Raw genomic sequence first — 26,139 nt, 5'->3', positions numbered from 1 at the left:
ATGCTCGAGCAATTCATTAAAAGACCACGCTTTGCGGTGGTCATCGCGCTGGTTACGGCGCTGATTGGTGCCGTGGCGCTCAAAGTGATCCCGGTGGAACAATATCCGGACATCACGCCACCCGTTGTTTCTGTCAGTGCGGTTTATCCCGGCGCCAGTGCGCGTGACGTGGCGGAATCTGTTGCCGCGCCCATTGAGGCGCAGGTCAACGGCGTTAGCAATATGCTGTATATGTCGTCAAACAGCGGCAACAACGGCAGTTACTCGCTAACTATTACCTTTGCCAGCGGAACGGATCCTGATACGGCGGCGGTGGAAGTACAGAACCGTATTTCTCAGGTCAGTTCTCAGCTCCCGCCGGAAGTGCTGAATACCGGCGTTTCCGTGCGTAAGCAGGCGTCCAATATTTTACTCGGCATCAGCCTGTTATCCCCGAAACATACCCACGACATGCTGTTTATCAGCAACTTCGCCAGCATTCAGCTGCGTGATGCCTTAGCGCGTATCGACGGCGTTGGTGATGTTCGCGTGTTTGGTTCCCGTGACTACAGCATGCGAATCTGGCTTGATCCCCGCAAGATGGAAGCGCTGGATGTCAGCAGCATGGAAATCAGTTCGGCAATTCAGAGCCAGAACGTGCAGGCGGCAGCGGGTCAGGTTGGTGCGTCGCCAAGTCCGTCCATGCAGCAACAAACGCTGACCATCAGCGGAGCCGGACGTCTGAGTACGCCGGAAGCGTTCGGCAATATTATTGTGCGCAAAAATGCCAATGGCGGAACGGTGCGTTTGCATGACGTCGCGCGGATTGAACTGGGCGCGCAGGATTATCAGGTCAACGCCACGCTGAATCAGACGCCTTCTGCCTTCCTGTCGGTTTATCCGGCTCCGGGTGCGAATGCGCTGAATGTCGCGAACGCGGTGCGCGCAGAAATGGAACGTCAGGCGAGCTACTTCCCGGACGATCTGACCTATGAAATCAAATTCGATTCCACCCAATTTGTCAGCGCGACGCTGGATGAAATCGTCGTTTCTCTGGTGCTGACGTTCATCGTCGTTCTGACTATTGTTTACCTGTTCCTGCAAAGTATGCGCGCTACGTTCATTGTTGCGCTGACCATTCCTGTCTCTTTGCTGGGCACCTTTGCCGTGCTCTACATTTTTGGCTATTCGGCCAATACCCTGAGCCTGTTCGCGATTATTCTGGCGCTAACGGTCGTTGTCGATGATGCGATTGTCGTGGTCGAAAATGTCGAAAGGCTGATGGTCGACGATCCGTCGCTCGGGCGCGTGGCCGCAACCCGCCTGGCGCTGAAACAAATCGCCGGACCGGTTATTGCTACCACCGTGGTGCTGCTGGCGGTGTTTGTGCCGATTGCTGTGCTGCCGGGCATTACCGGTGCACTTTACCGCCAGTTTGCCGTCACACTTTCTGCGGCGGTGGTACTTTCCAGTATTAACGCATTAACGCTGACGCCTGCACTGTGCGCGACATTACTCAAGCCTCGTCCGGAGAAACCTGCGCGCTTCTTCCAGCTCTTCAATAACGGGCTGGACAGCGTGCGGGATACCTACGTTAAAGCCGCGCGCGGGATCAGCAGAAATGTGCTGACCAGCATTGTGAGCGTGATGGTGATTGCCGGTTTGTGCGTATGGGGCTACAGCAGTTTGCCGAAATCGTTCCTGCCGGATGAAGATCAGGGCTATTTCTTCGTGAATGTCCAGCTACCTGACGGCGCATCCCTAAACCGTACCGACGGCGTTATCGGGCAGATGAAGGCCATTCTCGGGAAAGATGACGCGGTTGAAGATGTGATTGCGATTAGCGGATTCAGCCTGCTGAGCGGCGGGAGTTCGCCGAATTCTGCATTCGGTATTGTTTTGCTGAAACCCTGGGGTGAGCGCAGCCGTGTGGATCAGGTCATCGGACGCTTACAACCTGCGATGGCGGGCATTCCCTCTGCAATCATTATGGCCATAAACCCGCCAGCCATTTCCGGGCTGGGCACGGCATCCGGGCTGGATTTACGTTTACAGGCACTGCGGGGGCAATCACCGCAGGAACTGGCGGCGACCGGACAAGCGCTGATTCAGGCGGCGAATCAGGATCCGCAGCTGAGCCGTGTCTTTACAACGTTCAGTGCGTCAGTACCTGAAATTGCGCTGAGCGTGGATCGTGATCGCGCCGCGCAGTTACAGGTTCCGGTCAGCCGTATATTTGGTACGCTCCAGACATCGCTTGGCGGGATTAACGTCAGCGATTTCATCATCAATAACCGTCTGTTTAACGTGCAGATGCAAAATGAGATGGAAGACCGTCAGCGTGCAGATCAAATCTCAACGCTGACCGTACGCAGCGATAACGGTTCGCTGGTCAGTCTGGGGAAAATGGTCAGTCTGACGCCGTCCCTCGGCGCGCCGTTTATTACGCAATATAACCAGTTCCCGTCACTGGCAATCAGCGGTTCTGCTGCGCCAGGCGTCAGTTCCGGGGAAGCGATGGAACAAATGGAGCATATCCTGAGCGAGAAACTGCCCGCCGGTTATGGCTATCAGTGGACCGGTATGTCGTTACAGGAAATTCAGGCGGGCGGTCAGGCTATCCTGATTTATGCCGCCGCACTGCTTTTCGCTTATCTGTTCCTGGTCGCACAGTATGAAAGCTGGAGCATACCGCTGGTGGTGATGATTTCGGTGATTTTTGCGGTGTTTGGTGCGATCGGCGGCCTGCATCTGGCCGGACTCAGTAACGACGTATATGCTCAGATTGGTATGGTGTTGTTAATTGGCCTGGCGGCGAAAAATGCCATTCTGATTGTCGAGTTTTCGAAAGCCAGAAGTGAAGAGGGCGCAACCATCCGGGAAGCGGCGCAGGAAGGCGCAAAACAACGTTTCCGTGCCGTCATGATGACTGCGATCTCGTTCATTCTGGGCGTGTTGCCGCTGGTCCTGGCGTCGGGTGCTGGCGCGATGAGCAGGCACATTATTGGTGTCACGGTATTTAGCGGAATGTTGTTGTCCACGACGGTGGGGATCCTGTTCATTCCGTCGCTGTATGTGCACATCCAGCGTTTGCGGGAATGGGTGAAATCTCGTTAAAAAACCTGTCCGCATCAGGAGGAAAATTTGCGTAAAACGATCGTGACAACTCAGGGACTGAAAATCGTCGTAATGATGGCGATGCTGGTAGTGATTTTTGCGGGGATCAAATCCGCGTCGGACATCATCGTGCCGTTCATTCTGGCGCTGTTTTTAGCTTTTGTTTTAAATCCGCTGATTGTTCTGCTGGGAAAATGCCGGGTGCCACGTGCACTCGCCGTTTTGCTGGTGGCGACGGTGGTGATTTGTCTGATGGTTTTCCTGACCACCAAATTGCTGGTGACGCTCAATGAATTTGCCCGCACGTTACCGCAATATCGCGGGCTGATTGTTGAGAAACTGAGTTATCTCGAAACGTTATTGGGGCAAAACGACCTGACATTATCGCCGGAACAACTGGCCAGTTATATCGATCCGGCAGCGACATTAAATCTGGTGAGTAAGTTAATCAGCTATTTATCCAACGCGATGGCGGGCTTGTTTCTTTTACTGATGACGGTGGCTTTTATGCTGCTCGAAGTGCCGCAACTGCCGTATAAAATTGAACAAATGTCAGATGAACCGGGAAAAGGCATGACGAACGTGCAGCGGGCGCTCGACAGCGTGACGCGCTATCTGGTGATCAAAACGTTAATCAGCGTGGTGACCGGTCTGGCGGTCTGGGCGCTGCTGGCGGCAACCGGGATCCGGTTTGCATTCCTGTGGGGAATGCTGGCGTTTGCACTGAATTACATCCCGAATATTGGTTCTTTTCTGGCGGCAATCCCGCCGGTTATTCAGGCATTTTTGTTCAACGGTTTTAGTGAAGGGGTCATTGTTGCAGGCGGATATGTGCTGATTAACCTTGTTTTTGGCAGCATTATCGATCCGAAAATTCTGGGGCGCGGGCTGGGGCTCTCGACGCTGGTGGTGTTTATGTCTCTGATTTTCTGGGGATGGCTAATGGGCCCGGTCGGAATGCTGCTCTCGGTGCCACTGACGATTGTCTTGAAAATAGCGCTTGAACCGACGGCCGCCGGGCACAAGATTGCCGTGCTGTTGGGCGATGGTGCAGCAGTAAAACGCTAGCCTTTATGTTCCTCTTCGATGCGCAACGCATGTATTTCAATGCTTTTCAAAGAGGCCATCAGTTGCTGACGGGCTGGTAAATCCAGCCCGTCAAACAAGCGTTCGATGGCTTCTTGCTTCGGTTTTTTTACCTGTTCTAATGCCTGTGTTCCGGCTTCCGTTAATTCAAGCAGTTGAGAGCGACGGTCTGTCGGATGACGTTTACGGACCAGTAAACCATCTCTGTCCATCGCATCAATCGCATCGGTAATAGTCCTGGGGGATTGCTGGAGCACCAGAGCCAGCTCAGCCGGGCGGCAGGTTCCTTCATGTGCGATGGCCGTCAGTAATTTTCCACGAGCCAGGGAAAGGCCCTGCGCAAACATTGCAGCGTCCACTTGTTTGCGCATAAGACGGATTACAGAAAGCAGCGTTTCTGTAATTTCTGTTGGAGTGACGTCTTCAGAAGCGGTGTGTTTCATTTTATGAGGCTGCTCAAAATAAGGCTGCTAATTTTAAAGTTATTGTATGCCTCTGCTGACAGAGTGCAACAGGGCATTCTGCTGCTGTCTGAAAGCGTGAAACTGAACAGAAAGCAGGATATGGGGAATATAAAAATGCCCCGATTGTTCAGGGCATTATGGGGAGGTTTTAGCTGTGTGCTTTGTAGATCATTAACAGATCATCTTTAATCTGACGGCTAATGGGCGGTGCGGAAACATCGTCAATCGGCCAGAACAAATATTTTATCAGGTTGTAAATAAAACAAAATTCCAGCCGGTTCCTGACTTTTATTTTTTGCGCCAGGTGACGCTTATGAACATAGACAGTGCGGCTGCTGATATTTAACTTTCGGGCAATCCGGTAGTTTGGCATTTCCGACATCCAGTATCCCATCACCAGAATTTCCTGATCGCTGAACAAGGTTCTTGGTATGCCGAAGTTATTTTCAGGCATAAAGGACTCAGGGTCAGCGGCAATCTCTTGTAATAATTGTGTCAGTGACTGCTTATTGAGAACGAAAACTTCTCTCGTGATCGCAATAGGTTCATCGCAGTTAGGATAATTCGCATCAATATAACAGTAAATCCGGGCCGAATGGCGGAATTCAAAGAAGGCCTTCAATTCCAATGATAATTCAGCGTTATGACAGTGCTGCGTCATATTCACAAGAATAACGTCAGGCTGAAATTCTGTCAGTGAAGTCAGTGCCTGTGAGATATTCACGGTATCAATAATATCGAGTTTATTATTCTCGATAAGATAAGAGAAAATTCCTAACCGTGTAAAACCACAGGGTTCAATAATAGAGAGTTTCATTCGACGTCCTTGTTCAAGCGTATCATTTACGCGTTAGAAACCACTCCTGTGATTTCTGCATGTAGCATAGTTTTTTTTCTATAATGCTGTCAATTCGGAAATACCGGTCTATTGATCTTGTTCAAAGTGAAACTTAAAAATGGCTTGCCTGGAAATAAAATGACAACCGTCGAAAGAATATTAACGACGGTTGAAACATCTTTACATTAATTGAAGCGAGAAAGGGAAAAAGGCTGGAGCTCGAAAGGAATAGGATGATTGTTAGCGAAATGCATCACGATTTCACCTAATACACTGGCAAATTTAAATCCATGACCGCTTAAGCCCGAAATGACCAGCGTATTTTCTCTGCCCGGCAATGTGTCGATAATGAAATCTTCATCCGCAGTCATGTCGTAAGTGCATGACACACCGCGCAAACTCACCCCAACGCCCGGCAAAAAGTGGCGGAAGAAGTTGAAGGATTCGGTGCCGTCCTGGCTGAATCCGCCGAAAGGTTTGCGTTCCTGAGGCTCTGTTATCCACTGACCACCATTATGTTTTCCGAGCTTTAAGGCATCTTTTACGGAAGGAAAACCGTAATACTGGTCACCTTGCTGGGTTTCGAGCGTAAAAGCCGGGAAGTGATTTTCTTCGCTATAGCGGCCGTCGGCATGAAACCACGCAAAAACCTTGCGTAAAGGTTTTACCGGCAATTCAGGGAGGATTTTCGTTACCCAGGTACCCGCCGTCACGGCCAGTTTTTTGCCACGGTAAACGCCATCGATTGTGGAAACTTCTACGCCGCCTTCAACCCAACGGATATCATCCGCCGGGCAGTTGAACAGTTGTGCGCAGCCCGCTTCACGCGCCAGGCGGATATAGGCGCTGATAGCCATCTCGCTTTGCAGAAACCCTGACTCCGGTTCGAAAACGCCGCAGTAGCCATCAGGGAGAGTGAACAGCGGCCATTTCTCGCGGATTTCAGCCGCACTGAGTGATTGGGTGTTGAGGTTGTAGGTTTCGGCACTGTTTTTAACATTGCCGATAAATTCAGAACCTTCAGGGCCAATATTCAGCACGCCGCTGCGGTGAAAGACCTTCTCGCCGCTCAGTTCCGCCAGTTCATTCCAGAGCGTTTGCGCTCTCAGCAACATAGGAACGTAGCGGGCTCCTTCGCCATAAGCATGACGCATAAGTCGCGTCTCGCCGTGATGGCTGCCTGCCTGATGAGGAGGCATTGCGCTGTCTATCATCAGCACTTTCAACCCGGCGCGCGTGGCGTAATAGCCTGCCGCCGAGCCGACTGAACCGCTGCCGACGATAATGAGATCATATTCCATAACCAAAGCTCCTCTGTCGAAATTCTTTAACAAATTGACTGCGGGCATAATAGTGAGTTTACGGCAGGGAAGGCAAGCGGCGCGGAGGCAAAGAAAAAGGCACCAGGAGCAAATCGCTGGTGCCTCAGGCTGACAAGGTAAACTTAGTGTTTTCGGTGATCACTGTATTCGTACTCGTTAGATTCTATCTTTTCGATACCGGCTTCGAGAATGTTAATCAGCTGCCTGGCAACGTCGGTAGTTAACCATAAAGTTCTGTCTACCTGTGCATCCTCGGGTGTCTGGTCTTTTGAAGACAGGTAATGAAGACGTATCATCATGGCGTCATAAGAGTCGACGGTACTGATATCCCAACCTACAAGCGGGTGTGTCTGAATAACTTCATCATTTCTGTCCATATAGACCCCTTATTTTGTAGTGACTGACGTGAGTGACTATCTGAGGATCAATGCGGCTCATTATCTGGTGAGCTTTTTCAGTATAAACAGTTAAATCATTTTATGGAGAGGTTTGGGGGTATTAAATTGTAAATAATTTGTATTGATTATCCCGGAGTCAGAATAATCTGGAGATTAACCAAAATTATTTTTTCTTGTGTGTTTTTCATACAAAAAAAAGCGAAAAAACCGGACTGCGACGCCCGGTGAAATACACAAATAGCCTTACGGCGGGTTTTAATAAACCTGATTATTATTAATAGAGTATTGAATAAAGGCCCGATCTGAGAAAATTCATGTGGTTACCCATCATTCTGATTTGAAAACCATTCGTCAGCGCTTTCCCAGGTTTCCTGAAGAATTTCTTCGATAAGATCACGATCTGTTTTGGCTCCGCCCAGCACGGACAGGCTATTTGCACCGGCATAACGGACCTGAATTTTATTTTCGCGGTCTGAAAACTGTTTGTTAATTCTTTTACTCAATTCACCTGATAAGGCGTCTAAAGCGCCCACTGGCAGAGGCTTGGTTTTATCGATTGTGACTTCAACACGCATATGACCTCCTGAATAGATTTGACTGTATATTTATACAGTCAAATTCAGGGCTGTGCAATACAGAGTTGAAGAGAATCGTATTTTAATACGACGTTACTTTCCAGTTGAGCGTTTGCCCTGCAAGGAATGGCACAACGCACTCGTCGCCCAACGCAATCTCCTCAGGCTGAGTGACCGGTGTACGCGTCAGTTCGATGAAGTCTTCATTGAGCGGCAAGCCATAAAAGCGCGGACCATTCAGTGAGCAGAAGCCTTCAAAATGCTGAAGTGCATTCATTTCTTCGAATACTGTCGCGTAGGCGGAAAGTGCCAGAGGAGCGTTAAAGCAGCCTGCACAACCGCAGCTTGATTCTTTACGGCCTTTGGTGTGTGGCGCAGAATCCGTGCCCAGGAAGAACCGGTCAGCGCCGCTGGCAATCACTTCACGGAGTGCCTGCTGATGTACGTTGCGCTTGAGGATTGGCAGACAGAACAGGTGAGGGCGTACACCACCGACCAGCATGTGGTTACGGTTGAACATCAGATGCTGAGGTGTAATGGTCGCGCCGAGGTACTTATTTCCGGACATGACATATTGGGCTGCTTCTTTGGTCGTGATGTGTTCGAACACGATTTTTAATTCTGGGAACTGGCGGCGTACCGGATCCATCACTTCATCAATAAAGCGCGCTTCGCGATCAAAAATGTCCACATCGCTGTGAGTCACTTCACCGTGGATCAGCAAAGGCATGCCGATTTTTTGCATACGTTCCAGCACCGGATAAATTGCCTTCACATCGGAGACGCCGTGCTGAGAGTTTGTTGTTGCATTGGCCGGATAGAGTTTTGCAGCAGTGAAAACACCTTGCTCGAAACCTTGAGAGACTTCATCGGGATCCAGAGAGTCCGTCAGATAGCAGGTCAGCAAAGGGGTAAAGTTATGCTCTTTCGGCAGTGCAGCCATAATACGCTCGCGGTAAGCGATTGCCGCTGCGACGGTTGTTACCGGTGGCGTCAGGTTAGGCATAACAATGGCGCGGCCAAAGACTTCACTGGTGAAAGGCAACACGGTGCTGAGCATTTCATCGTCACGAAGGTGAATATGCCAGTCATCTGGGCGGCGGATTTTCAAAATTTGCGGTGTGGCGGTCATCAGGCAAAACTCCGGCATTGAGAGACAAGATGTTGGGGATCAGGTGCGGTAATGGGAGCATTAACGGCGGGGAACAAGAATAAGCGTAAAACCGTTGTGTTGCATCTGTTAAATCAAAGTTCGCATTGAAATCAATGTATCGAAAGGTTCATAGTGGGCGTAGATTTTAGCCAAAGTGCTTTCAGGTACAGTGAAAGCCAGACAAAAAACAACAGGAGAACCAGTATGGAAATCAGAGTTGTTGCCACAATTGTTGCTAAACCAGAGTTTAAAAAACAGGTAACAGAAGCCTTGCTTGACGTTATTGAACCTAGCCGACAGGAAGTCGGGTGCCTGCAGTATGAACTGCACGGGGATCTTGATAAGGAAGGAACGTTTGTGTTCTACGAGCGTTGGGCTTCCGAGGAAGCGCTGAAACAACACAACAAAACGGAACACTTCCAGCACTTCGCCCAAAGTCTTGAAGGTAAGCTGGACGAGCTCACTATCCGCCGCCTGAAAACCCTGGCCTGAGAGCGGCGTAATAAGCCAATCAGTACATCGATATAATAAAAAACCCGCCGAGGCGGGTTTTTTGTTTAGAGCATATTCAACGCATTACTCAGAAGGCATGTCGGGTTTGGTTGCTGGCGCAGTCGCAGTGCTTACTGCTGCATGACCACCGGCAGAACCTTTGCCATCGAAGCCGAATTCAGGACGAACCCAGTCGCTTTGGCGGGCTTGCTCCTGAACATACTGAGGTGCTGGCGCTTTGGTCATCGGTGCAGTGGCATGATGCTTAAAGCGCGGTTCAGCAACAACAGCTTCAGAGACAACAGGTTCAGCATGGACAGGGGCTTTAACCTCTGGTGCGGTTTCTGCAACATGTTGTACCGGAGCAACAGGCTCAACGTTGATTTCTGGTTCTGCTGCAACCGGTGCCTGAACTTCAGGTTCAGCGACAACAGGTGCCTGTGCTTGCGGTGCAACTTCAACACGCGGTGTCTCTTCAACTGGCTCTGCAGTTTCAGGTTCAACCAGAACAGGCTCTTCAGCAACAGGTTGTGCAATTTCCGGCACAACGTCTTCTTCAGCTGCTGACGCGTCCTGCTGAACTGTTTCTACAACAGGTACTGCTTCAACGTCAGCTGTTTCGTTCAGTTCCGGCGTATTGGCCTGAGCGATTTCAACTTGTTGTGTCAGAACTTCCGGTGCTTCAGTTTCTGCAAATTGCTGTTCAGTAGCCTGAGCTACCGGATAAGTGATCCAGACTTTACCTGACGCCATTTCCGGAGAAACAAATGCACCGGACAGAGGCATTGGCGACTGAGTCGGGTAACGCTCATCACGGTAACGGCGACGACGCTGACCGCTTACGCGCAGATGGCGTGGAGAACGACGTGAGCGACGCGGCATACCGTTTTCGCGGTTGTTGTCGTTCGAATTCTCGTCACCTTCCGCTGCATTCAACGTTTCAGTTTCAACAGGTGCCTGTTCAACCACTGCCGGAGCCGCAGGACGAGTACCGGTGATCAGCAACTGTGCAGCAGCTTCAGCTTCGTGATCGACTTCTTCTGATTCGAAGCGAACTTTCTGCGTGAGCTGACGACGCTGGCGACGCTGAGCGGGCTGACGATCTTCCTGATCCGTTTCTTCAGGGACTGGCGCGGCGATTTGCTCTTCAACAACAGCATCCTGAATTTTCTCTTCAGTCTGTGTTTTGCGCTTATCTTCTGAACGACGGCGTGAACGCTCACGACGAGGTTGCTGCTGCTCTTCACGTGGTGCAGTTTCAACATCTTCGCTAGGGACTTCATTAACAACCGGTTCCTGGGGGCGGCGGTTGCGGCGTTGATCATCACGCTGCTCGCGATTATTTTCGCGGTTGTCACGGCTTTCACCGCGATTATCACGATTGTTCTCACGACCTTCGCCACGATTGCCACGGTCAGTACGCTCGCCACGTTCCCCATTGCGATCACGACGTCCGCCCTGACGACGCTGGTTACGGCGTTCGTTGCCGCGACGATTTTCTGTTTCAGTAGCTTCAGTTTCCTTCGGCGCTTCAACAGGTTTAATTTCCTGCTGCGGCTCTGGTGCAAACAAGCTTTTCAGCCCGCTCAGCAGACGGCTAACAAAACCAGATTTTTCAGCCACTGGCGCAGCCGGAGCATTCACTGTTGCAGTACGGGGTTTAGCCGGTTCTTCAACAGCAGTTTCTTGCTCAAAGCTGGACGGTGGCGCTTCACTTTGCAGGGCAAACGCTGCCAGAGCAGGTTGCTCAGGGCGACGACGCTCAGTGGGCAACTCTTCAGAAGGTTGCAGCATTTCTGCTTCGTGAATTTGCGGCAACAGATAGCTCAGTGCAGAGATTTCTTCGCCTTTGCGAACGCGCAGAACGTGGTAATGCGGGGTTTGCATCTGATCGTTTGGTACGATCACTGCACGCACGCCGCCCTGACGTTTTTCGATGGCATTCACCGATTCACGTTTTTCGTTCAGCAGGTAAGAAGCAATAGGGACCGGAACGATCGCATGAACTTCTTTGGTATTTTCTTTCAGCGCTTCTTCTTCAATCAGACGCAGAATCGACAGCGAAAGGGATTCGTTATCACGAACCGTACCTGTACCTGCACAACGCGGACAGATGTGGTGCGTTGATTCACCCAATGACGGACTGAGGCGCTGACGGGACATTTCAAGCAAACCAAAACGAGAAATGCGGCCGATTTGAATACGTGCACGGTCCTGACGAACGGCATCACGCAGACGGTTTTCCACTTCACGCTGGTGGCGAACTGGTGTCATATCGATGAAGTCGATAACAATCAAACCGCCGAGGTCACGCAGGCGTAACTGGCGGGCAATTTCATCTGCCGCTTCCAGGTTGGTATTGAATGCGGTTTCTTCGATATCGCCACCGCGTGTTGCGCGTGCGGAGTTGATGTCGATAGCTGTCAGGGCTTCTGTGCTGTCGATAACAATCGAGCCACCGGAAGGCAGACGCACTTCACGCTGGAAAGCGGATTCAATCTGAGATTCAATCTGATAATGGCTGAACAGCGGAATTTCACCGACGTAAGGCTTAATTTTGCTGCTGAAATCAGGACGGCCAAGTGCAGCGATGTGCTCTTTTGCCAGTTCAAGAACTTTCGGGTTATCGATGAGGATTTCGCCGATGTCCGGGCGCAGATAGTCACGGAATGCGCGGACGATAACATTACTTTCCTGATGGATCAGGAAAGGTGCAGGGCGGCCTTCAGCGGCTTTTTTGATGGCATCCCAATGCTTCAGGCGGAAAGTCAGGTCCCACTGCAGAGCTTCAGCAGATTTGCCGACGCCAGCGGTACGAACAATCAGACCCATGCCATCAGGCAATTGCAGCGAAGACAGTGCTTCTTTCAGTTCTGTACGGTCATCGCCTTCAATACGGCGGGAAATTCCCCCTGCACGTGGATTGTTTGGCATCAGAACCAGATAACTACCGGCCAGGCTGATAAACGTCGTCAGCGCTGCGCCTTTATTTCCACGCTCTTCTTTATCAACCTGAACGATTACTTCCTGGCCTTCGCGCAACACATCTTTGATGTTCGGGCGGCCATGAGAGGAATAGTTACTAGGGAAATATTCGCGGGAAATTTCTTTCAGAGGGAGGAAACCATGCCTTTCCGCACCGTAATCTACGAATGCCGCTTCCAGACTTGGTTCAATGCGGGTGATTTTACCTTTGTAAATGTTTGCTTTTTTCTGCTCATGGCCCGGACTTTCAATATCCAAATCATACAGTCGCTGTCCATCTACCAAGGCAACGCGCAACTCTTCTTGCTGAGTCGCGTTGATCAACATTCTTTTCATCTTAACTTACTCATTATTATTCCATTATTGACAGAGCTGCGGGCAAAATGACCTCATGACCGGATAAACCGTTGGCCCCGAGTCTTCTCGCAAATCGTCAACCTCACGGCTGTCGCTTGCATAGGGGCGCATTATTTCGGTAAGTCTGCTTTTGCTGTATTAAAGACACCAGCGTTGTGAAAGCAGCACTTTTATTAGGGGAATAGCTTCTGAATTTACGTTAACAGATCTCATTCCGTTTGCCGGCCAAGCTGCAACCCGCAGCCCGCTAATTGCTTGATTTCACATTACGTCTTACGCCATTGCTGCGTTTTTGTGCGATCAGGCAAATCTATAATTCCTGCGTTTTCCCTAACTTAAGAGAAACAACGCCGAAAGTGACTTCATTATTCCATTGCAGGCACTCTGATAGCAAGATGACTTTTCCCATGCGGGTAAGATATTTACCTCAATGAGATATGTGCCGCATTGTCTTAACTTTTGTATTCATTAAAAACAGGTGAAGCAGAAAGGTTTTCCTCGGCAGTTACTGGTAAAGTAAAAGTTAAGCACATAAAAATCAGTGGCGCGAACCGTGCCGGATATTTAGAATCGCGAGCCATGAAAACTGAGAACCCAACTGTACAATTAATCCCCATTTCTGAAGATGAAGCCGGTCAGCGCATCGACAACTTCCTACTCAAAATCCTCAAAGGCGTGCCGAAGAGCATGATCTATCGCATCGTGCGTAAGGGCGAAGTCCGGGTTAATAAGAAAAGAATTAAGCCAGAGTATAAGTTATTGGCTGGCGACGTAGTGCGTGTACCGCCTGTTCGCGTAGCCGAAAGGGACGAAGCGCCGGTTTCTGCCAAACTGGATAAAGTTGCCGCACTGACCGACTGCATATTGTATGAAGACGATTACTTATTAATTCTGAATAAGCCATCTGGCACCGCTGTTCATGGCGGAAGCGGACTGAGTTTTGGCGTAATCGAAGGATTACGTGCACTTCGTCCGGAAGCGCGTTTTCTGGAATTAGTGCATCGTCTGGACCGTGATACGTCAGGCGTGTTGCTCGTCGCCAAGAAACGTTCAGCGTTGCGTTCTTTGCACGAACAACTGCGTGTGAAGAGCATGCAGAAAGATTATCTGGCATTGGTGCGCGGCGAATGGCCGTCACATTGCAAAGTAGTGCAGGCGCCTTTACTGAAAAACATTTTGCAAAGTGGCGAGCGTGTTGTCCGGGTTAATGCAGAAGGTAAACCTTCTGAAACACGCTTCAAAATTGAAGAGCGTTATGAGTTCGCGACACTGGTGAAGGCCAGCCCGGTCACCGGCAGAACGCACCAGATCCGTGTTCATGCCTTACATGCGGGCCATCCGATTGCTTTTGATGATCGTTATGGTGAGCGCGATTTTGACTCAAAACTGTCTGGCACGGGTTTGAATCGTTTGTTCCTACACGCTGCTGCTCTGCGATTCGAACATCCGAACACGGGTGAAACGATGCGCATCGAAGCGCCGATGGACGCTAAACTGCGCAACTGTTTGAAAATTCTGCGCAGTAGCAGTAAAAACACTTCACGGTAAAATTTCTGCCCGTCATAATAATAGGCGCACCGGCTGCGCCTTTTTCATTCTTATTGATTTACAACAGCGGATTTACGCCGTGCGCGCGCAGCAAATTCAGCAAGGCAATGAGCGGTAATCCTATCAACGTATTCGGGTCGCGCCCTGAGAGGTTTTCAAACAGTGTGATGCCCAATCCCTCAGATTTAAAACTTCCGGCGCAGTCGTAAGGCTCTTCGCGCTGCAAGTAACCAGCAATTTCCGCATCTGTTAATTCCCGGAAGACGACATCGAAGGTTTCGCAAAGAGTTTGTGCTTGTCGTTTCTGGCTGTCGTAGAGGCTCAGGCCGGTATAAAACGTGACAGTCTTGCCGCTGGCGGCGCGTAACTGGCGGAAGGCATTTTCGAAGTTATGAGGCTTGCCGGTAATATGCCCGTCGATGACGCAGACCTGGTCAGAACCAATAATCAGATGCGCCGGATACTCTGCGGCCAGTACAGACGCTTTGGAATGCGCCAGCCGTTTAACCAGTTCATCAGGTGTTTCACCCGCAACCGGTGTTTCATCAATGTTTGGCGATGCGCATGTAAATGCGAGGCCTGTCTTAGCCAGCAGGGCTTTCCTGTAGGCCGAAGTAGAGGCCAAAAGTATTTTTTTCGTGGATGTCTGCATAATTTTTTTTCACAAAGCGTAGCGTTATTGAATCGCACATTTTAAACTGTCGGCCGCTGTGGAAGCGAATATTGGTGAAAGGTGCGGTTTTGAGGCCTTTTTCTTTGACTCTATGTCGTTACAAAGTTAATATGCGCGCCCTATGCAAAAAGTAAAATTACCCCTGACCGTTGATGCGGTCCGCACAGCCCAGAAGCGTTTAGACTATACAGGTGTCTACACTGCAGAACAGGTGACGCGGGTTTCCCAATCAGTGGTTAGTGTGGATTCTGACATACAAACTTCTTTGTCGTTTGATATCGACAATCAGCGCCTGGCTGTGATTACCGGCCACTCCGATGTTGCTGTCACTCTGGAATGCCAGAGATGCGGTAAGACGTTTGAACATCAGGTTCACACAACGTATTGTTTTAGTCCTGTCCATAACGATGAGCAGGCTGAGGCATTACCGGAAGCGTACGAGCCGATCGAAGTCGATGATTTTGGCGAAGTTGATTTGCTGGCAATGATTGAAGATGAAATTATTCTTTCTCTGCCTGTCGTTCCGGTACATGAATCTGAACACTGTGAAGTGTCCGACACGGACATGGTGTTTGGTAAACTGCCTGCAGAGGCGGAGAAACCAAATCCATTTGCCGTATTAGCGAGTTTAAAGAAAAGTACTTAAGGAGTAAGGTCCATGGCCGTACAACAGAATAAACCAACCCGTTCTAAACGTGGCATGCGTCGTTCACATGACGCTCTGACCACTTCCACTCTGTCTGTGGACAAGACTTCTGGTGAAACTCACCTGCGTCACCACATTACTGCCGACGGTTTCTACCGCGGTCGCAAGGTAATCGGCTGATAGTTGCCTGCAACTTATTCACGTGATAAGTGCTGGCAAGGCGATACCTTGACTCGTCTAACCGTCGCGTTAGATGTAATGGGCGGGGATTTCGGTCCTTCCGTCACAGTGCCTGCTTCATTGCAGGCACTGATTTCTAATTCTGAATTAGACCTTCTTCTGGTCGGTGATCCCGACGCAATCACACCTTTCTTAGCCAAAGCCGATCCTTCTTTAATAGAACGAATTCGGATAATTCCTGCTGAATCTGTTATAGCCAGTGATCTTCGCGCGTCGCAAGCTATACGGGCCAGTAAAGGAAGCTCAATGCGTGTGGCGTTGGAACTGATCAAAAGTGGTGACGCGCAGGCGTGCGTCAGTGCCGGGAATACTGGCGCGCTGATGGGATTAGCAAAACTTGTTGTAAAGCCTCTGGATGGCATTGAGCGCCCGGCGCTGATGAGCGTATTGCCCAATCAGCAGCGCAGTAAAACCGTGGTGCTGGATCTGGGGGCCAATGTTGAGTGTGACAGCACGATGCTGGTTCAGTTTGCCGTTATGGGTGCAGTGATGGCCGAACAGGTGGTGGGTATTACTCACCCCCGTGTTGCCTTGCTGAATATCGGTGAAGAGGAAAGCAAAGGGCTAAATAACATCCGCGAAGCCGCTGCCATTTTAAAAAATACCGCACTAATCAACTATATCGGCTATCTTGAAGGCAATGACCTTCTGACCGGTAAGACTGACGTGATGGTGTGTGACGGCTTTGTGGGTAACGTTACGCTCAAGACCATGGAAGGTGTAATAAGGATGTTTTTGTCACTGTTAAAATCCTCCGGAGAGGGTGGCAAGAAGGCCTGGTGGTTGAAATGGTTAGGTCGGATCGTACAGAAAAAATTGCTAAAGCGTTTTAGCCATCTCAACCCCGACCAGTATAATGGCGCATGTTTGTTAGGATTACGGGGCATCGTTATTAAAAGCCACGGCGGAGCAAACCAGCGTGCGTTTGCTGTTGCTATCGAACAGGCTGTGCAGGCGGTGCAGCGGCAGGTCCCTCAGCGGATCGCCGCGCGCCTTAAAGCTGTATTACCCAAGAGTGACTGATCGTACATGTATACAAAGATTCTCGGTACGGGGAGCTATTTGCCCGTGCAAGTTCGGTCTAATGCCGACTTAGAAAAAATGGTGGATACCTCCGACGAGTGGATTGTCACTCGCACTGGTATTCGTGAACGCCGTATCGCTGCACCGGATGAGACTGTGGCCACAATGGGCCTGCACGCAGCAGAAAAAGCACTCGAAATGGCCGGCGTCAGCGCGAGCGACGTGGGTCTGATCATTGTTGCAACAACCTCATCTTCACATGCATTCCCGAGTTCAGCCTGCCAGGTGCAGAACATGCTGGGCATCAAGGATTCTGCAGCTTTCGATTTGGCCGCCGCTTGCGCAGGTTTTACTTACGCGCTGAGCGTTGCCGATCAGTACATTAAAAACGGTGCCGTGAAATATGCGCTGGTGATCGGCTCTGACGTGTTGTCCCGTAAACTCGATCCTGAAGATCGCGGTACGGTGATCCTCTTTGGCGATGGTGCTGGCGCAGTATTACTGGGTGCATCCGAAGAGCAGGGCATTATTTCCACGCACATGCATGCAGATGGTCATTACGGCAACCTGCTGACGTTGGCTTATCCAAGCCAGTCTGAGCCTGAGAAACCGGCTTACGTCACCATGGCGGGTAATGAAGTCTTCAAAGTGGCCGTGACTGAGCTGGCGCACATTGTCGATGAAACCCTGACGGCAAATAATCTCGACCGTTCCGAACTCGACTGGCTGGTTCCGCATCAGGCGAACCTGCGCATCATCAGTGCAACAGCGAAAAAGCTGGGTATGGGGATGGATAAAGTCGTTGTCACTCTCGATCGTCACGGTAATACGTCAGCGGCTTCCGTGCCTGCTGCGCTTGACGAAGCGGTGCGTGATGGCAGAATTCAGCGCGGGCAGTTAGTGCTGCTCGAAGCATTTGGCGGTGGCTTTACCTGGGGCTCGGCGCTGGTACGTTTCTGATTTAACAGGAAGATAAAAATGACAAAGATAGCAGTTGTTTTCCCTGGTCAGGGTTCTCAGACGCTCGGTATGCTGGCTGATTTAGCCGCAGTGTACCCGATCGTTGAAGAGACATTTGCCGAAGCTTCTTCGGCGCTGGGGTATGATTTATGGCAGTTGGTGCAGCAGGGGCCGGCTGAAGAATTGAATAAAACCTGGCAGACGCAACCTGCTTTACTGGCCGCGTCCGTTGCTATCTGGCGCGTCTGGCAGCAGCAGAATGGTACTCAGCCTGTTCTGATGGCAGGTCACAGCCTGGGCGAGTACTCTGCGCTGGTTTGCGCGGGTGTGCTGGATTTCAAACAGGCTATTTCCCTGGTTGAATTGCGCGGCAAACTCATGCAGGAAGCCGTGCCTGCTGGCACTGGTGCAATGTACGCCATTATCGGCCTGGACAATGATGCTATCGCTAAAGCGTGTGAAGAATCTGCGCAAGGCCAGGTAGTTTCACCGGTGAATTTTAACTCACCGGGTCAGGTTGTTATCGCAGGTAACAAAGAAGCCGTTGAGCGTGCCGGTGCTGCTTGTAAAGCCGCGGGTGCAAAACGTGCTCTGCCATTGCCTGTCAGCGTGCCGTCACACTGTGCATTAATGAAGCCTGCTGCCGATAAACTGGCCGTTGCGTTGGAAAATGTGACCTTCAGTGCGCCACGATATCCTGTCGTAAACAACGTAGACGTCAAAGTTGAAACGTCTGCGGAAGCTATCCGCAGTGCGCTGGTTCGTCAGTTATACAGCCCGGTTCGCTGGACTGAATCTGTCGAATTCATGGCAGAACAGGGCGTAGAGCAGCTATTGGAAGTGGGGCCAGGTAAAGTTCTCACCGGTCTGACTAAACGCATTGTAGACACCCTGACGGCGGCCGCTGTGAACGATACAGCGAGCCTGACTGCGGCACTTGAGCAGTAATTAAGAGGATGAGTATGAGCTTCGAAGGCAAAATTGCACTGGTTACGGGTGCGAGCCGTGGTATTGGTCGCGCAATCGCTGAAAAGCTGGTTGCTGGCGGCGCAAAAGTGATCGGCACCGCGACCAGCGAAAAAGGCGCTGAAGCGATCGGCGAATATTTAGGCGAAAACGGCAAGGGTATCATGCTCAATGTGGTTGATTCTGCATCTATTGAGCAAGTTTTGGCGACGATTCGCGCTGAATTTGGCGAAATTGATATTTTAGTTAATAATGCCGGCATCACCCGTGATAACCTTCTCATGCGAATGAAGGATGATGAGTGGCAGGATATCCTGGATACGAATCTGACTTCTGTGTTTCGGCTGTCAAAAGCTGTCATGCGGGCTATGATGAAGAAACGGTGTGGACGGATTATTACAATTGGTTCCGTTGTTGGCACCATGGGTAACGCAGGGCAGGCGAACTACGCGGCGGCTAAAGCTGGCTTGATTGGTTTTAGTAAGTCTTTGGCACGTGAGGTCGCTTCACGTGGCATTACTGTCAACGTCGTCGCTCCCGGCTTTATTGAGACGGATATGACAAGGGCGTTGACAGATGATCAACGCGCAGGCATTTTGTCATCAGTTCCAGCCAACCGGTTGGGCGATGCAAAAGAAATTGCCAGCGCCGTTGCTTTTTTAGCCTCTGACGAGGCCAGCTACATCACGGGTGAAACATTACATGTCAATGGCGGCATGTATATGATTTAAAAATTACGAAATTATTTGCGTTTTTTGCGGTAAAAACCGCAAAATAGAGCAAATTCGTGGTTTGACCAGCCTGGATTTAGTTGCATCTTTTTCAACATTTTATACACTACGAAAACCATCGCGAAAGCGAGTTTTGATAGGAAATTTAAGAGTATGAGCACTATCGAAGAACGCGTTAAGAAAATCATCGTTGAACAGCTGGGTGTTAAACAGGAAGAAGTAGTGAATGCTGCATCTTTCGTAGACGACCTTGGCGCTGATTCTCTCGACACCGTTGAGCTGGTTATGGCTCTGGAAGAAGAGTTTGATACCGAGATCCCTGACGAAGAAGCTGAAAAAATCACTACTGTTCAGGCAGCTATTGATTTTATCAACGCTAGCCAACAGTAAGCGTACATGCTTTAAGTTTAGATAGTTAGGCGGTCATTTGACCGCCTAAGTTTTTTATATCCCACGGTATTACTACTTTTCCCTCCCTGGAGGACACACGTGTCTAAGCGTCGAGTTGTAGTGACTGGACTGGGCATGCTGTCTCCTGTCGGCAATACTGTAGAGTCCACTTGGAACGCTCTTCTTGCCGGTCAGAGTGGCATTAGCCTAATCGACCATTTTGATACTAGTGCCTATGCAACGCGTTTTGCTGGCTTAGTGAAAGATTTTAACTGTGAAGACTTCATCTCACGCAAAGATGCACGCAAGATGGACGCCTTTATTCAGTATGGTATTACTGCCGGTATTCAAGCGATGCAAGACTCCGGGCTTGAAGTGACTGCTGAGAATGCGACGCGCATTGGTGCGGCGATTGGTTCCGGTATTGGCGGCCTTGGTCTGATTGAAGAAAACCATTCCTCATTGGTTAACGGCGGACCTCGTAAAATCAGTCCTTTCTTCGTTCCCTCAACCATCGTTAACATGATTGCTGGTCATCTGAGTATTATGTTTGGGTTGCGCGGGCCGAGTATTTCTATTGCCACAGCTTGTACTTCTGGCGTGCACAATATTGGCCATGCCGCACGCATCATCGCTTATAACGATGCTGACGTCATGCTGGCCGGTGGCGCGGAAAAAGCCAGTACTCCGCTGGGTGTGGGTGGTTTTGGCGCAGCGCGTGCGCTTTCAACACGCAATGACAATCCTCAGGCGGCAAGCCGTCCGTGGGACAAAGATCGCGATGGTTTTGTACTGGGCGATGGCGCTGGCATTATGGTGCTGGAAGAGTATGAACATGCCCGCAAACGCGGCGCGAAAATTTATGCTGAGATTGTGGGTTTTGGCATGAGCAGCGATGCTTTCCATATGACTTCACCGCCGGAAGATGGCGCGGGAGCGGCTCTTGCTATGGAAAATGCTCTTCGCGATGCCGGTATTTCTGCTTCTCAAATTGGTTATATCAACGCGCACGGGACATCTACCGCTGCCGGCGATAAAGCTGAAGCGCAGGCGGTTAAGTCTGTCTTCGGTGCAGATGCGAAGAAAGTGCTGGTGAGCTCGACCAAGTCCATGACCGGACATTTACTGGGCGCAGCGGGCGCAGTGGAATCTATCTTTACCTTGCTTGCTTTACGCGATCAGGCCGTTCCGCCGACCATCAATCTGGATAATCCGGATGAAGGTTGTGATCTGGACTTCGTGGCACATGAAGCGCGCCAGGTTAAAGATCTGAATTATTCACTGTGTAACTCGTTCGGTTTTGGCGGCACCAATGGTTCGCTGGTATTCCGCAAGATCTGAATCTCGTAAAAACCTGTCCGTCTGTAAAAGGCCCGTTGTTGGGCCTTTTTGCTGTCTGCATAAAAGGGCTGTTATGGCCCAAACGGCAGTTCAACAAAATGCGTGTTCCAGCCCTCTGCCTGACCCGGTACGATAAAGTAAGAATGCTCCACTTGATGCAACAGGCCCGCTCGCGCAGGCTCTTCTGTCAGAGAATCTTAACGCCCGGAGGAAGTAACCATGTGGATTAACGGTGTGGCGCAAGCTGCATTGCCGGCAGGAGATCGTTCGGTGCAATTTGGCGATGGCTGTTTTACGACGGCCAGAGTGATGAACGGCGAAATCCAGTTTCTGGACGCTCACCTGCAACGTTTACAGCGAGCCACCTCTTCATTACGGATTGAGGGCGTGAACTGGCAGGCGCTGGAGCGTGAAATGGCAACAGCAGCGCAGCCTGAGCAAGAGGGCGTGGTGAAAGCCATTCTGACGCGCGGGCAGGGCGGACGAGGTTACAGTGCTGCCGGATGCAGCGCGCCGACCCGTATTGTGTCGGTGTCGGGTTATCCGGCGCAGTATCACCAATGGCGCGAATGTGGCGTAAAGCTGGCGCTAAGCCCGGTAATGCTGAGTAAGAATCCGTTGCTGGCCGGGATCAAACATCTCAACCGTCTTGAGCAGGTCATGATCCGCATGCATCTTGACCAGACAGATGCCAATGAAGCGCTGGTGGTTGACACTGCGGGTTGCCTGGTGGAATGCTGTGCGGCCAATTTATTCTGGCGCAAAGGAAATCAGGTCTTTACGCCGGATTTATCGCAGTCGGGCGTCGACGGGATTATGCGTCAGCATCTTATCCGCGTGATTGAATCAGCCTCTCCCTGGGTTATACATCAGGTCAGTGAAACGCCCGAAACGCTATCGGATGCTGACGAAATCCTGATTTGTAATGCACTGATGCCCATTTTACCCGTGGCAGAAGCCTGTGACCGTCATTACGCTGAGCGGCATTTGTACAATTCCCTGCACCAGAGCTTTTAAAAAGTGAACAAACCATGACGAACAAAAAAACCAAAACTTTCGCCCTGATAGTCCTGATCCTGCTTGGGCTGGCGACGTTCTGCTACCAGAAAGTGAAGCAGTTCGCCGAGCGTCCGATCAATGTCAGCAGTGAAACCATTTTCACCCTGCCAGCCGGTACGGGGCGTGTGGCGCTGGAAACGCTCCTCATTGATAAAAAACTGATCAAATCCAGCCACTGGTTCCCGTGGTTATTGCGCCTTGAGCCTGAACTGAGCGAGTTTAAAGCCGGGACGTATCGTTTCGAGAAGGGAATGACCGTTCGTCAGATGCTGGAATTGCTGAAAAGCGGCAAAGAAGCGCAGTTCAGCATGCGTTTTGTGGAAGGTTTCAAACTGAGCGACTGGATGAAGGTGCTGGAGAAGTCGGAATATCTGAAGCATGAGCTGAACGGCAAGAGTGGCGAAGAGATTGCGGCGGCATTAGGCATGACCGACACTAAAAATGCAGAAGGTTGGCTCTATCCCGACACTTATCATTACACCGCCGGAATGACAGATATCTCGCTGCTCAAACGCGCGCACGTGCGGATGGAAAAAACAGTTGCCGACATCTGGAAAGGCCGCGAGGATTCACTGCCTTACAAAACGCCCGCCGATATGGTGACAATGGCGTCGATTATCGAAAAAGAAACCGCCGTAAAAGATGAACGTCCTGAAGTAGCATCTGTATTTATCAACCGTCTTCGTATCGGCATGCGTTTGCAAACTGATCCGACGGTCATCTACGGGATGGGCGAAAACTACACCGGCAATATCACCAAGAAAGATTTAGAAACGCCGACGCCTTACAATACGTATGTTATTACCGGTTTGCCGCCATCGCCAATTGCGATGCCGGGCGAGGCTTCGCTCCAGGCTGCGGCGCATCCCGCAAAAACGCCTTATCTTTATTTTGTCGCTGACGGCAAAGGCGGGCATACTTTCAGCACTAACCTTGTGAATCACAACAAGGCGGTTCGTGTGTATTTAGAGGCTCTGAAAAACAAGAATGAAAAGTAACTTCATTGTAATCGAAGGCCTTGAAGGGGCAGGGAAGACCACCGCACATGACGTGGTTGTGAATGCGCTGCGCCAGCATGGTGTGGAAGACATTGTGTTTACCCGTGAGCCGGGTGGTACGCCGCTGGCTGAAAAGCTGCGTGATTTGTTCAAACGCGGCGTTGACGGTGAAAAACCTACCGTGAAAGCGGAAGTGCTGATGCTTTATGCCGCGCGAGTCCAGCTGGTTGAGACCGTGATTTTACCTGCACTGGCGCGGGGTGCCTGGGTGGTGGGCGACCGTCACGATCTCTCTTCGCAAGCCTATCAGGGCGGCGGCCGCGGTATTGATGCAAAACTGATGAGTTCGTTGCGCGACACCGTATTGGGCGATTTCCGTCCTGATCTCACGCTTTATCTCGATCTGCCACCGGCTATTGGCCTGCAACGCGCCCGTGCGCGCGGTGAGCTGGATCGTATCGAACAGGAAGCGCTGCCCTTCTTTGAGCGAACGCGTGCGCGTTATCTTGAACTTGCCGCTGCCGACAGCCGCATCAAAACCATTGATGCGTCGCAATCCATTGAACAGGTAAAAGCTTCCATCGAACTGACCCTGAAAAACTGGTTTGACGAACAGGCAGCAAAAGGCCAGATGTCATGAGCTGGTATCCGTGGCTCAGCGGCCCTTACCGCCAGTTAATCGGGCAATATCAGACCGGGCGTGGTCATCATTCCCTGCTGATGCACGTTGCGGCGGGAATGGGCGATGACGCACTGGTCTATGGCCTGAGTCGCTGGTTGCTTTGCCAGCACAAAGATGGGGAGAAAAGTTGTGGTAAATGCCACAGCTGCCAGCTGATGATCGCCGGAAACCATCCGGACTGGCATACCTTGCTGCCTGAAAAAGGCAAAAATTCGCTGGGCATCGACCCGGTTCGTCAGCTCATCGAAACGCTCTACAACTATTCGCAGCAGGGGGGCGCGAAAGTGGTGTGGATCCCGCAGATGGAATTACTGACGGAAGCCGCCGCCAACGCCTTGCTCAAAACGCTGGAAGAACCGCCCGCCGGTACATATTTCCTGTTGGGCTGCCGTGAACCCTCGGCGCTGCTGGCGACGATCCGCAGCCGCTGTTTCTACTGGCACCTGCCGGTGCCGGAAGAAGCGTTATCCGTGCAGTGGATCAACCGCCAGCTTAACGCGGATCCGGTGGCGATTAAGACTGCATTGCGGCTCACCAACGGCGCGCCGCTGTCTTCGCTGGAACTGTTACAGCCGGAGCGCTGGAAACAACGCGTGGCGCTGTGTCAGCAGCTTTATACGCAATGTCAGCAGCAGGATATGCTCTCGCTACTGCCGCAACTCAATCATGATGACGCCGCAGATCGCTTGTACTGGCTGGCCACGCTGTTGCTCGATGCCATCAAATGGCAGCAACAGGCCGGGCATTTCATCATTAATCACGATCAACAGCCGTTGATTAGCCTGCTTGCCGGTGCGCAATCCAATGCTTCGCTGCAACAATCCGTCGCCGCCTGGATGCACTGCCGCCAGCAGTTACTTTCCATCGTGGGCATAAATCGCGAATTGCTGCTGACCGAACAACTTCTGGAATGGGAGCAAATGCTGCATGGCTCCGTTTCCTCCTCATTTTTCAGTTCGTTACTGACGCGCTGAAACCGAATTATCATCAACAGACCGTAATGAGTTAATACTATGTTTTTAGTCGATTCCCACTGCCATCTCGACAGCCTGGATTACAACGAACTGCACGCCGGCGTTGATAACGTGCTGGAAAAAGCCCGCGAGCGTGATGTGAAATTTATGCTGGCCGTTGCGACCACATTGCCAGGATACGAGGCCATGGCACAACTGATTGGTGACCGACCGGAGGTGGCTTTTTCCTGTGGCGTTCATCCGCTGAATATCGATGACGGCTATGATTTTGCTGAACTTCGTCGGCTGGCTGCGAGCCCTAAAGTGGTGGCGATGGGGGAAACGGGTCTGGATTATTTCTATCAGAAAGACGCGCATCAGCTGAAGTTGCAGCAGGACTCCTTCCGTGAGCACATCCGCGTTGGCCGTGAGCTAAACAAACCGGTGATCGTCCACACACGTGACGCGCGTCAGGACACGCTCGATATTCTGAAAGAAGAGAAAGCCGGTGAATGCGGTGGTGTTCTGCACTGCTTTACCGAAGATATCCCGACCGCAGAATTTCTGTTAGATCTCGGTTTCTACATCTCGTTTTCCGGCATCCTCACGTTCCGCAACGCTGAAGCCCTGCGAGAAGTCGCCCGTTATGTGCCGTTAGATCGTCTGCTGGTGGAAACTGATTCTCCGTATCTGGCACCGGTTCCGCATCGCGGTAAAGAAAACCAGCCAGCCTACGTGCGCGATGTGGCCGATTACATGGCCGTTTTGAAAGGTGTCAGCGTCGAACAGCTGGCTGAAGTGACAACAGCAAACTTTTCACGATTATTTCACATCGATGCATCCTCGCTGACCTAAGCTTTCGCTTAGTCATATATTCTGGATTTATTTTTCATCTCGTAATTAATCACCTTAATGAGGTATCTTGGCACCGTTTTTCACGGTGTCAGGGGCGTGCTTTTCAGATTTTGTGTGGGTAAGTGCGGGTTTTTACTCCACTCTCACTGCATTTTTCAGAAAAACGTGACTGCCATCAAACATTAACAAAGGGAATTATTTTACCCTGCGTAAAAATTAAAAGGGGTGCTTAGACACCCGACAGCAAAAGGTTCTCAGAGCCTTTGCAAAGCGGTTCGCTACACAGTGAAATCGCATGAAGTATCAAA

The 26,139-nt window shown here is 50.9% G+C and carries 25 protein-coding genes; 17 read left to right on the top strand and 8 right to left on the bottom strand.

What is annotated here, in order from left to right; all coding sequences use genetic code 11:
* Both BV494_RS09855 and BV494_RS09850 read left to right on the top strand, forming a co-directional pair.
* The gene (locus BV494_RS09855) at window positions 1-3,096 is read left to right on the top strand and encodes an efflux RND transporter permease subunit (RefSeq protein WP_104922714.1); all 3,096 of its coding nucleotides are present in this window, start codon (window positions 1-3) and stop codon (window positions 3,094-3,096) included.
* Window positions 3,097-3,123: 27 nt separating this feature from the next.
* On the top strand, window positions 3,124-4,164 hold the full coding sequence (locus tag BV494_RS09850) for an AI-2E family transporter (protein ID WP_104922713.1): 1,041 nt from the start codon (window positions 3,124-3,126) through the stop codon (window positions 4,162-4,164).
* Here the strand turns inward: BV494_RS09850 and BV494_RS09845 are convergent.
* From BV494_RS09845 to pyrC, 6 genes are all read right to left on the bottom strand, one after another.
* Window positions 4,161-4,625, bottom strand: a complete 465-nt coding sequence (locus BV494_RS09845; RefSeq protein WP_104922712.1) for a MarR family winged helix-turn-helix transcriptional regulator — start codon at window positions 4,623-4,625, stop codon at window positions 4,161-4,163. The genes BV494_RS09850 and BV494_RS09845 overlap by 4 nt on opposite strands.
* Window positions 4,626-4,794: 169 nt before the next feature.
* Window positions 4,795-5,463 (bottom strand): LuxR C-terminal-related transcriptional regulator, encoded by a 669-nt coding sequence (locus BV494_RS09840; protein WP_104922711.1) that lies wholly within the window; start codon window positions 5,461-5,463, stop codon window positions 4,795-4,797.
* A gap of 206 nt (window positions 5,464-5,669) precedes the next feature.
* On the bottom strand, window positions 5,670-6,785 hold the full coding sequence (gene solA / locus BV494_RS09835) for an N-methyl-L-tryptophan oxidase (RefSeq protein WP_104922710.1): 1,116 nt from the start codon (window positions 6,783-6,785) through the stop codon (window positions 5,670-5,672).
* A 143-nt stretch (window positions 6,786-6,928) separates the two neighbouring features.
* Entirely contained in the window at window positions 6,929-7,183 is a 255-nt protein-coding gene (gene bssS / locus BV494_RS09830; RefSeq protein ID WP_013576258.1) for a biofilm formation regulator BssS, read from the bottom strand.
* Window positions 7,184-7,524: 341 nt separating this feature from the next.
* Window positions 7,525-7,779: a DNA damage-inducible protein I gene (gene dinI, locus BV494_RS09825; RefSeq protein WP_104922709.1), complete on the bottom strand. Its 255-nt coding sequence runs from the start codon at window positions 7,777-7,779 to the stop codon at window positions 7,525-7,527.
* A gap of 82 nt (window positions 7,780-7,861) precedes the next feature.
* On the bottom strand, window positions 7,862-8,911 hold the full coding sequence (gene pyrC, locus BV494_RS09820) for a dihydroorotase (RefSeq protein WP_104922708.1): 1,050 nt from the start codon (window positions 8,909-8,911) through the stop codon (window positions 7,862-7,864).
* A gap of 225 nt (window positions 8,912-9,136) precedes the next feature.
* Here pyrC and BV494_RS09815 point away from each other — a divergent pair, with 225 nt between their 5' ends.
* On the top strand, window positions 9,137-9,424 hold the full coding sequence (locus BV494_RS09815) for a putative quinol monooxygenase (protein ID WP_104922707.1): 288 nt from the start codon (window positions 9,137-9,139) through the stop codon (window positions 9,422-9,424).
* A gap of 84 nt (window positions 9,425-9,508) precedes the next feature.
* On the opposite strand, the gene rne is transcribed toward BV494_RS09815, so the two are convergent.
* Window positions 9,509-12,745 carry a ribonuclease E gene (gene rne, locus BV494_RS09810; protein ID WP_104922706.1) on the bottom strand — a complete coding sequence of 1,079 codons (3,237 nt, stop codon included), beginning with the start codon at window positions 12,743-12,745 and terminating at the stop codon, window positions 9,509-9,511.
* Window positions 12,746-13,345: 600 nt separating this feature from the next.
* Here rne and rluC point away from each other — a divergent pair.
* A complete protein-coding gene (gene rluC / locus BV494_RS09805; protein WP_104922705.1) occupies window positions 13,346-14,314 on the top strand; it encodes a 23S rRNA pseudouridine(955/2504/2580) synthase RluC in 969 nt (322 codons plus the stop codon).
* A gap of 58 nt (window positions 14,315-14,372) precedes the next feature.
* On the opposite strand, the gene BV494_RS09800 is transcribed toward rluC, so the two are convergent.
* Complete coding sequence (locus BV494_RS09800; protein ID WP_104922704.1) at window positions 14,373-14,966, bottom strand: Maf family protein; 594 nt, start codon at window positions 14,964-14,966, stop codon at window positions 14,373-14,375.
* Between the two features lie 142 nt (window positions 14,967-15,108).
* On the opposite strand from BV494_RS09800, the gene yceD reads away from it, so the two are divergent.
* The 13 genes from yceD to BV494_RS09735 all read left to right on the top strand — a co-directional run bounded on the left by yceD (window position 15,109) and on the right by BV494_RS09735 (window position 25,831).
* Window positions 15,109-15,633 carry a 23S rRNA accumulation protein YceD gene (gene yceD / locus BV494_RS09795; RefSeq protein WP_104922703.1) on the top strand — a complete coding sequence of 175 codons (525 nt, stop codon included), beginning with the start codon at window positions 15,109-15,111 and terminating at the stop codon, window positions 15,631-15,633.
* A 12-nt stretch (window positions 15,634-15,645) separates the two neighbouring features.
* On the top strand, window positions 15,646-15,813 hold the full coding sequence (gene rpmF, locus BV494_RS09790) for a 50S ribosomal protein L32 (protein ID WP_013576249.1): 168 nt from the start codon (window positions 15,646-15,648) through the stop codon (window positions 15,811-15,813).
* Window positions 15,814-15,861: 48 nt separating this feature from the next.
* Entirely contained in the window at window positions 15,862-16,896 is a 1,035-nt protein-coding gene (gene plsX, locus BV494_RS09785; protein ID WP_104922702.1) for a phosphate acyltransferase PlsX, read from the top strand.
* Window positions 16,897-16,902: 6 nt separating this feature from the next.
* Window positions 16,903-17,856, top strand: coding sequence for a beta-ketoacyl-ACP synthase III (locus BV494_RS09780; protein WP_101077207.1), 954 nt, complete (start codon window positions 16,903-16,905; stop codon window positions 17,854-17,856).
* 18 nt (window positions 17,857-17,874) lie between these two features.
* Window positions 17,875-18,804 (top strand): ACP S-malonyltransferase, encoded by a 930-nt coding sequence (gene fabD / locus BV494_RS09775; RefSeq protein ID WP_104922701.1) that lies wholly within the window; start codon window positions 17,875-17,877, stop codon window positions 18,802-18,804.
* A gap of 14 nt (window positions 18,805-18,818) precedes the next feature.
* Window positions 18,819-19,553, top strand: coding sequence for a 3-oxoacyl-ACP reductase FabG (fabG, locus tag BV494_RS09770; protein ID WP_013576245.1), 735 nt, complete (start codon window positions 18,819-18,821; stop codon window positions 19,551-19,553).
* Between the two features lie 153 nt (window positions 19,554-19,706).
* On the top strand, window positions 19,707-19,943 hold the full coding sequence (gene acpP / locus BV494_RS09765; protein WP_015690190.1) for an acyl carrier protein: 237 nt from the start codon (window positions 19,707-19,709) through the stop codon (window positions 19,941-19,943).
* Between the two features lie 99 nt (window positions 19,944-20,042).
* Window positions 20,043-21,284, top strand: coding sequence for a beta-ketoacyl-ACP synthase II (fabF, locus tag BV494_RS09760; RefSeq protein WP_104922700.1), 1,242 nt, complete (start codon window positions 20,043-20,045; stop codon window positions 21,282-21,284).
* Between the two features lie 219 nt (window positions 21,285-21,503).
* A complete protein-coding gene (pabC, locus tag BV494_RS09755) occupies window positions 21,504-22,301 on the top strand; it encodes an aminodeoxychorismate lyase (protein WP_104922699.1) in 798 nt (265 codons plus the stop codon).
* A gap of 14 nt (window positions 22,302-22,315) precedes the next feature.
* Window positions 22,316-23,341, top strand: a complete 1,026-nt coding sequence (gene mltG, locus BV494_RS09750) for an endolytic transglycosylase MltG (RefSeq protein WP_104922698.1) — start codon at window positions 22,316-22,318, stop codon at window positions 23,339-23,341.
* Window positions 23,331-23,981 (top strand): dTMP kinase, encoded by a 651-nt coding sequence (tmk, locus tag BV494_RS09745; protein ID WP_104922697.1) that lies wholly within the window; start codon window positions 23,331-23,333, stop codon window positions 23,979-23,981. Before mltG ends, tmk begins: the two co-directional genes overlap by 11 nt.
* On the top strand, window positions 23,978-24,997 hold the full coding sequence (gene holB, locus BV494_RS09740) for a DNA polymerase III subunit delta' (RefSeq protein WP_104922696.1): 1,020 nt from the start codon (window positions 23,978-23,980) through the stop codon (window positions 24,995-24,997). The genes tmk and holB overlap by 4 nt, the downstream gene beginning before the upstream one ends.
* A 39-nt stretch (window positions 24,998-25,036) precedes the next feature.
* A complete protein-coding gene (locus BV494_RS09735; RefSeq protein ID WP_104922695.1) occupies window positions 25,037-25,831 on the top strand; it encodes a metal-dependent hydrolase in 795 nt (264 codons plus the stop codon).
* The last annotated feature ends 308 nt before the right edge of the window (window positions 25,832-26,139 follow it).

This window comes from Rahnella sikkimica, from assembly GCF_002951615.1.
Classification (GTDB): domain Bacteria; phylum Pseudomonadota; class Gammaproteobacteria; order Enterobacterales; family Enterobacteriaceae; genus Rahnella; species Rahnella sikkimica.
This window is presented reverse-complemented; position numbering and strand designations above follow the sequence as displayed.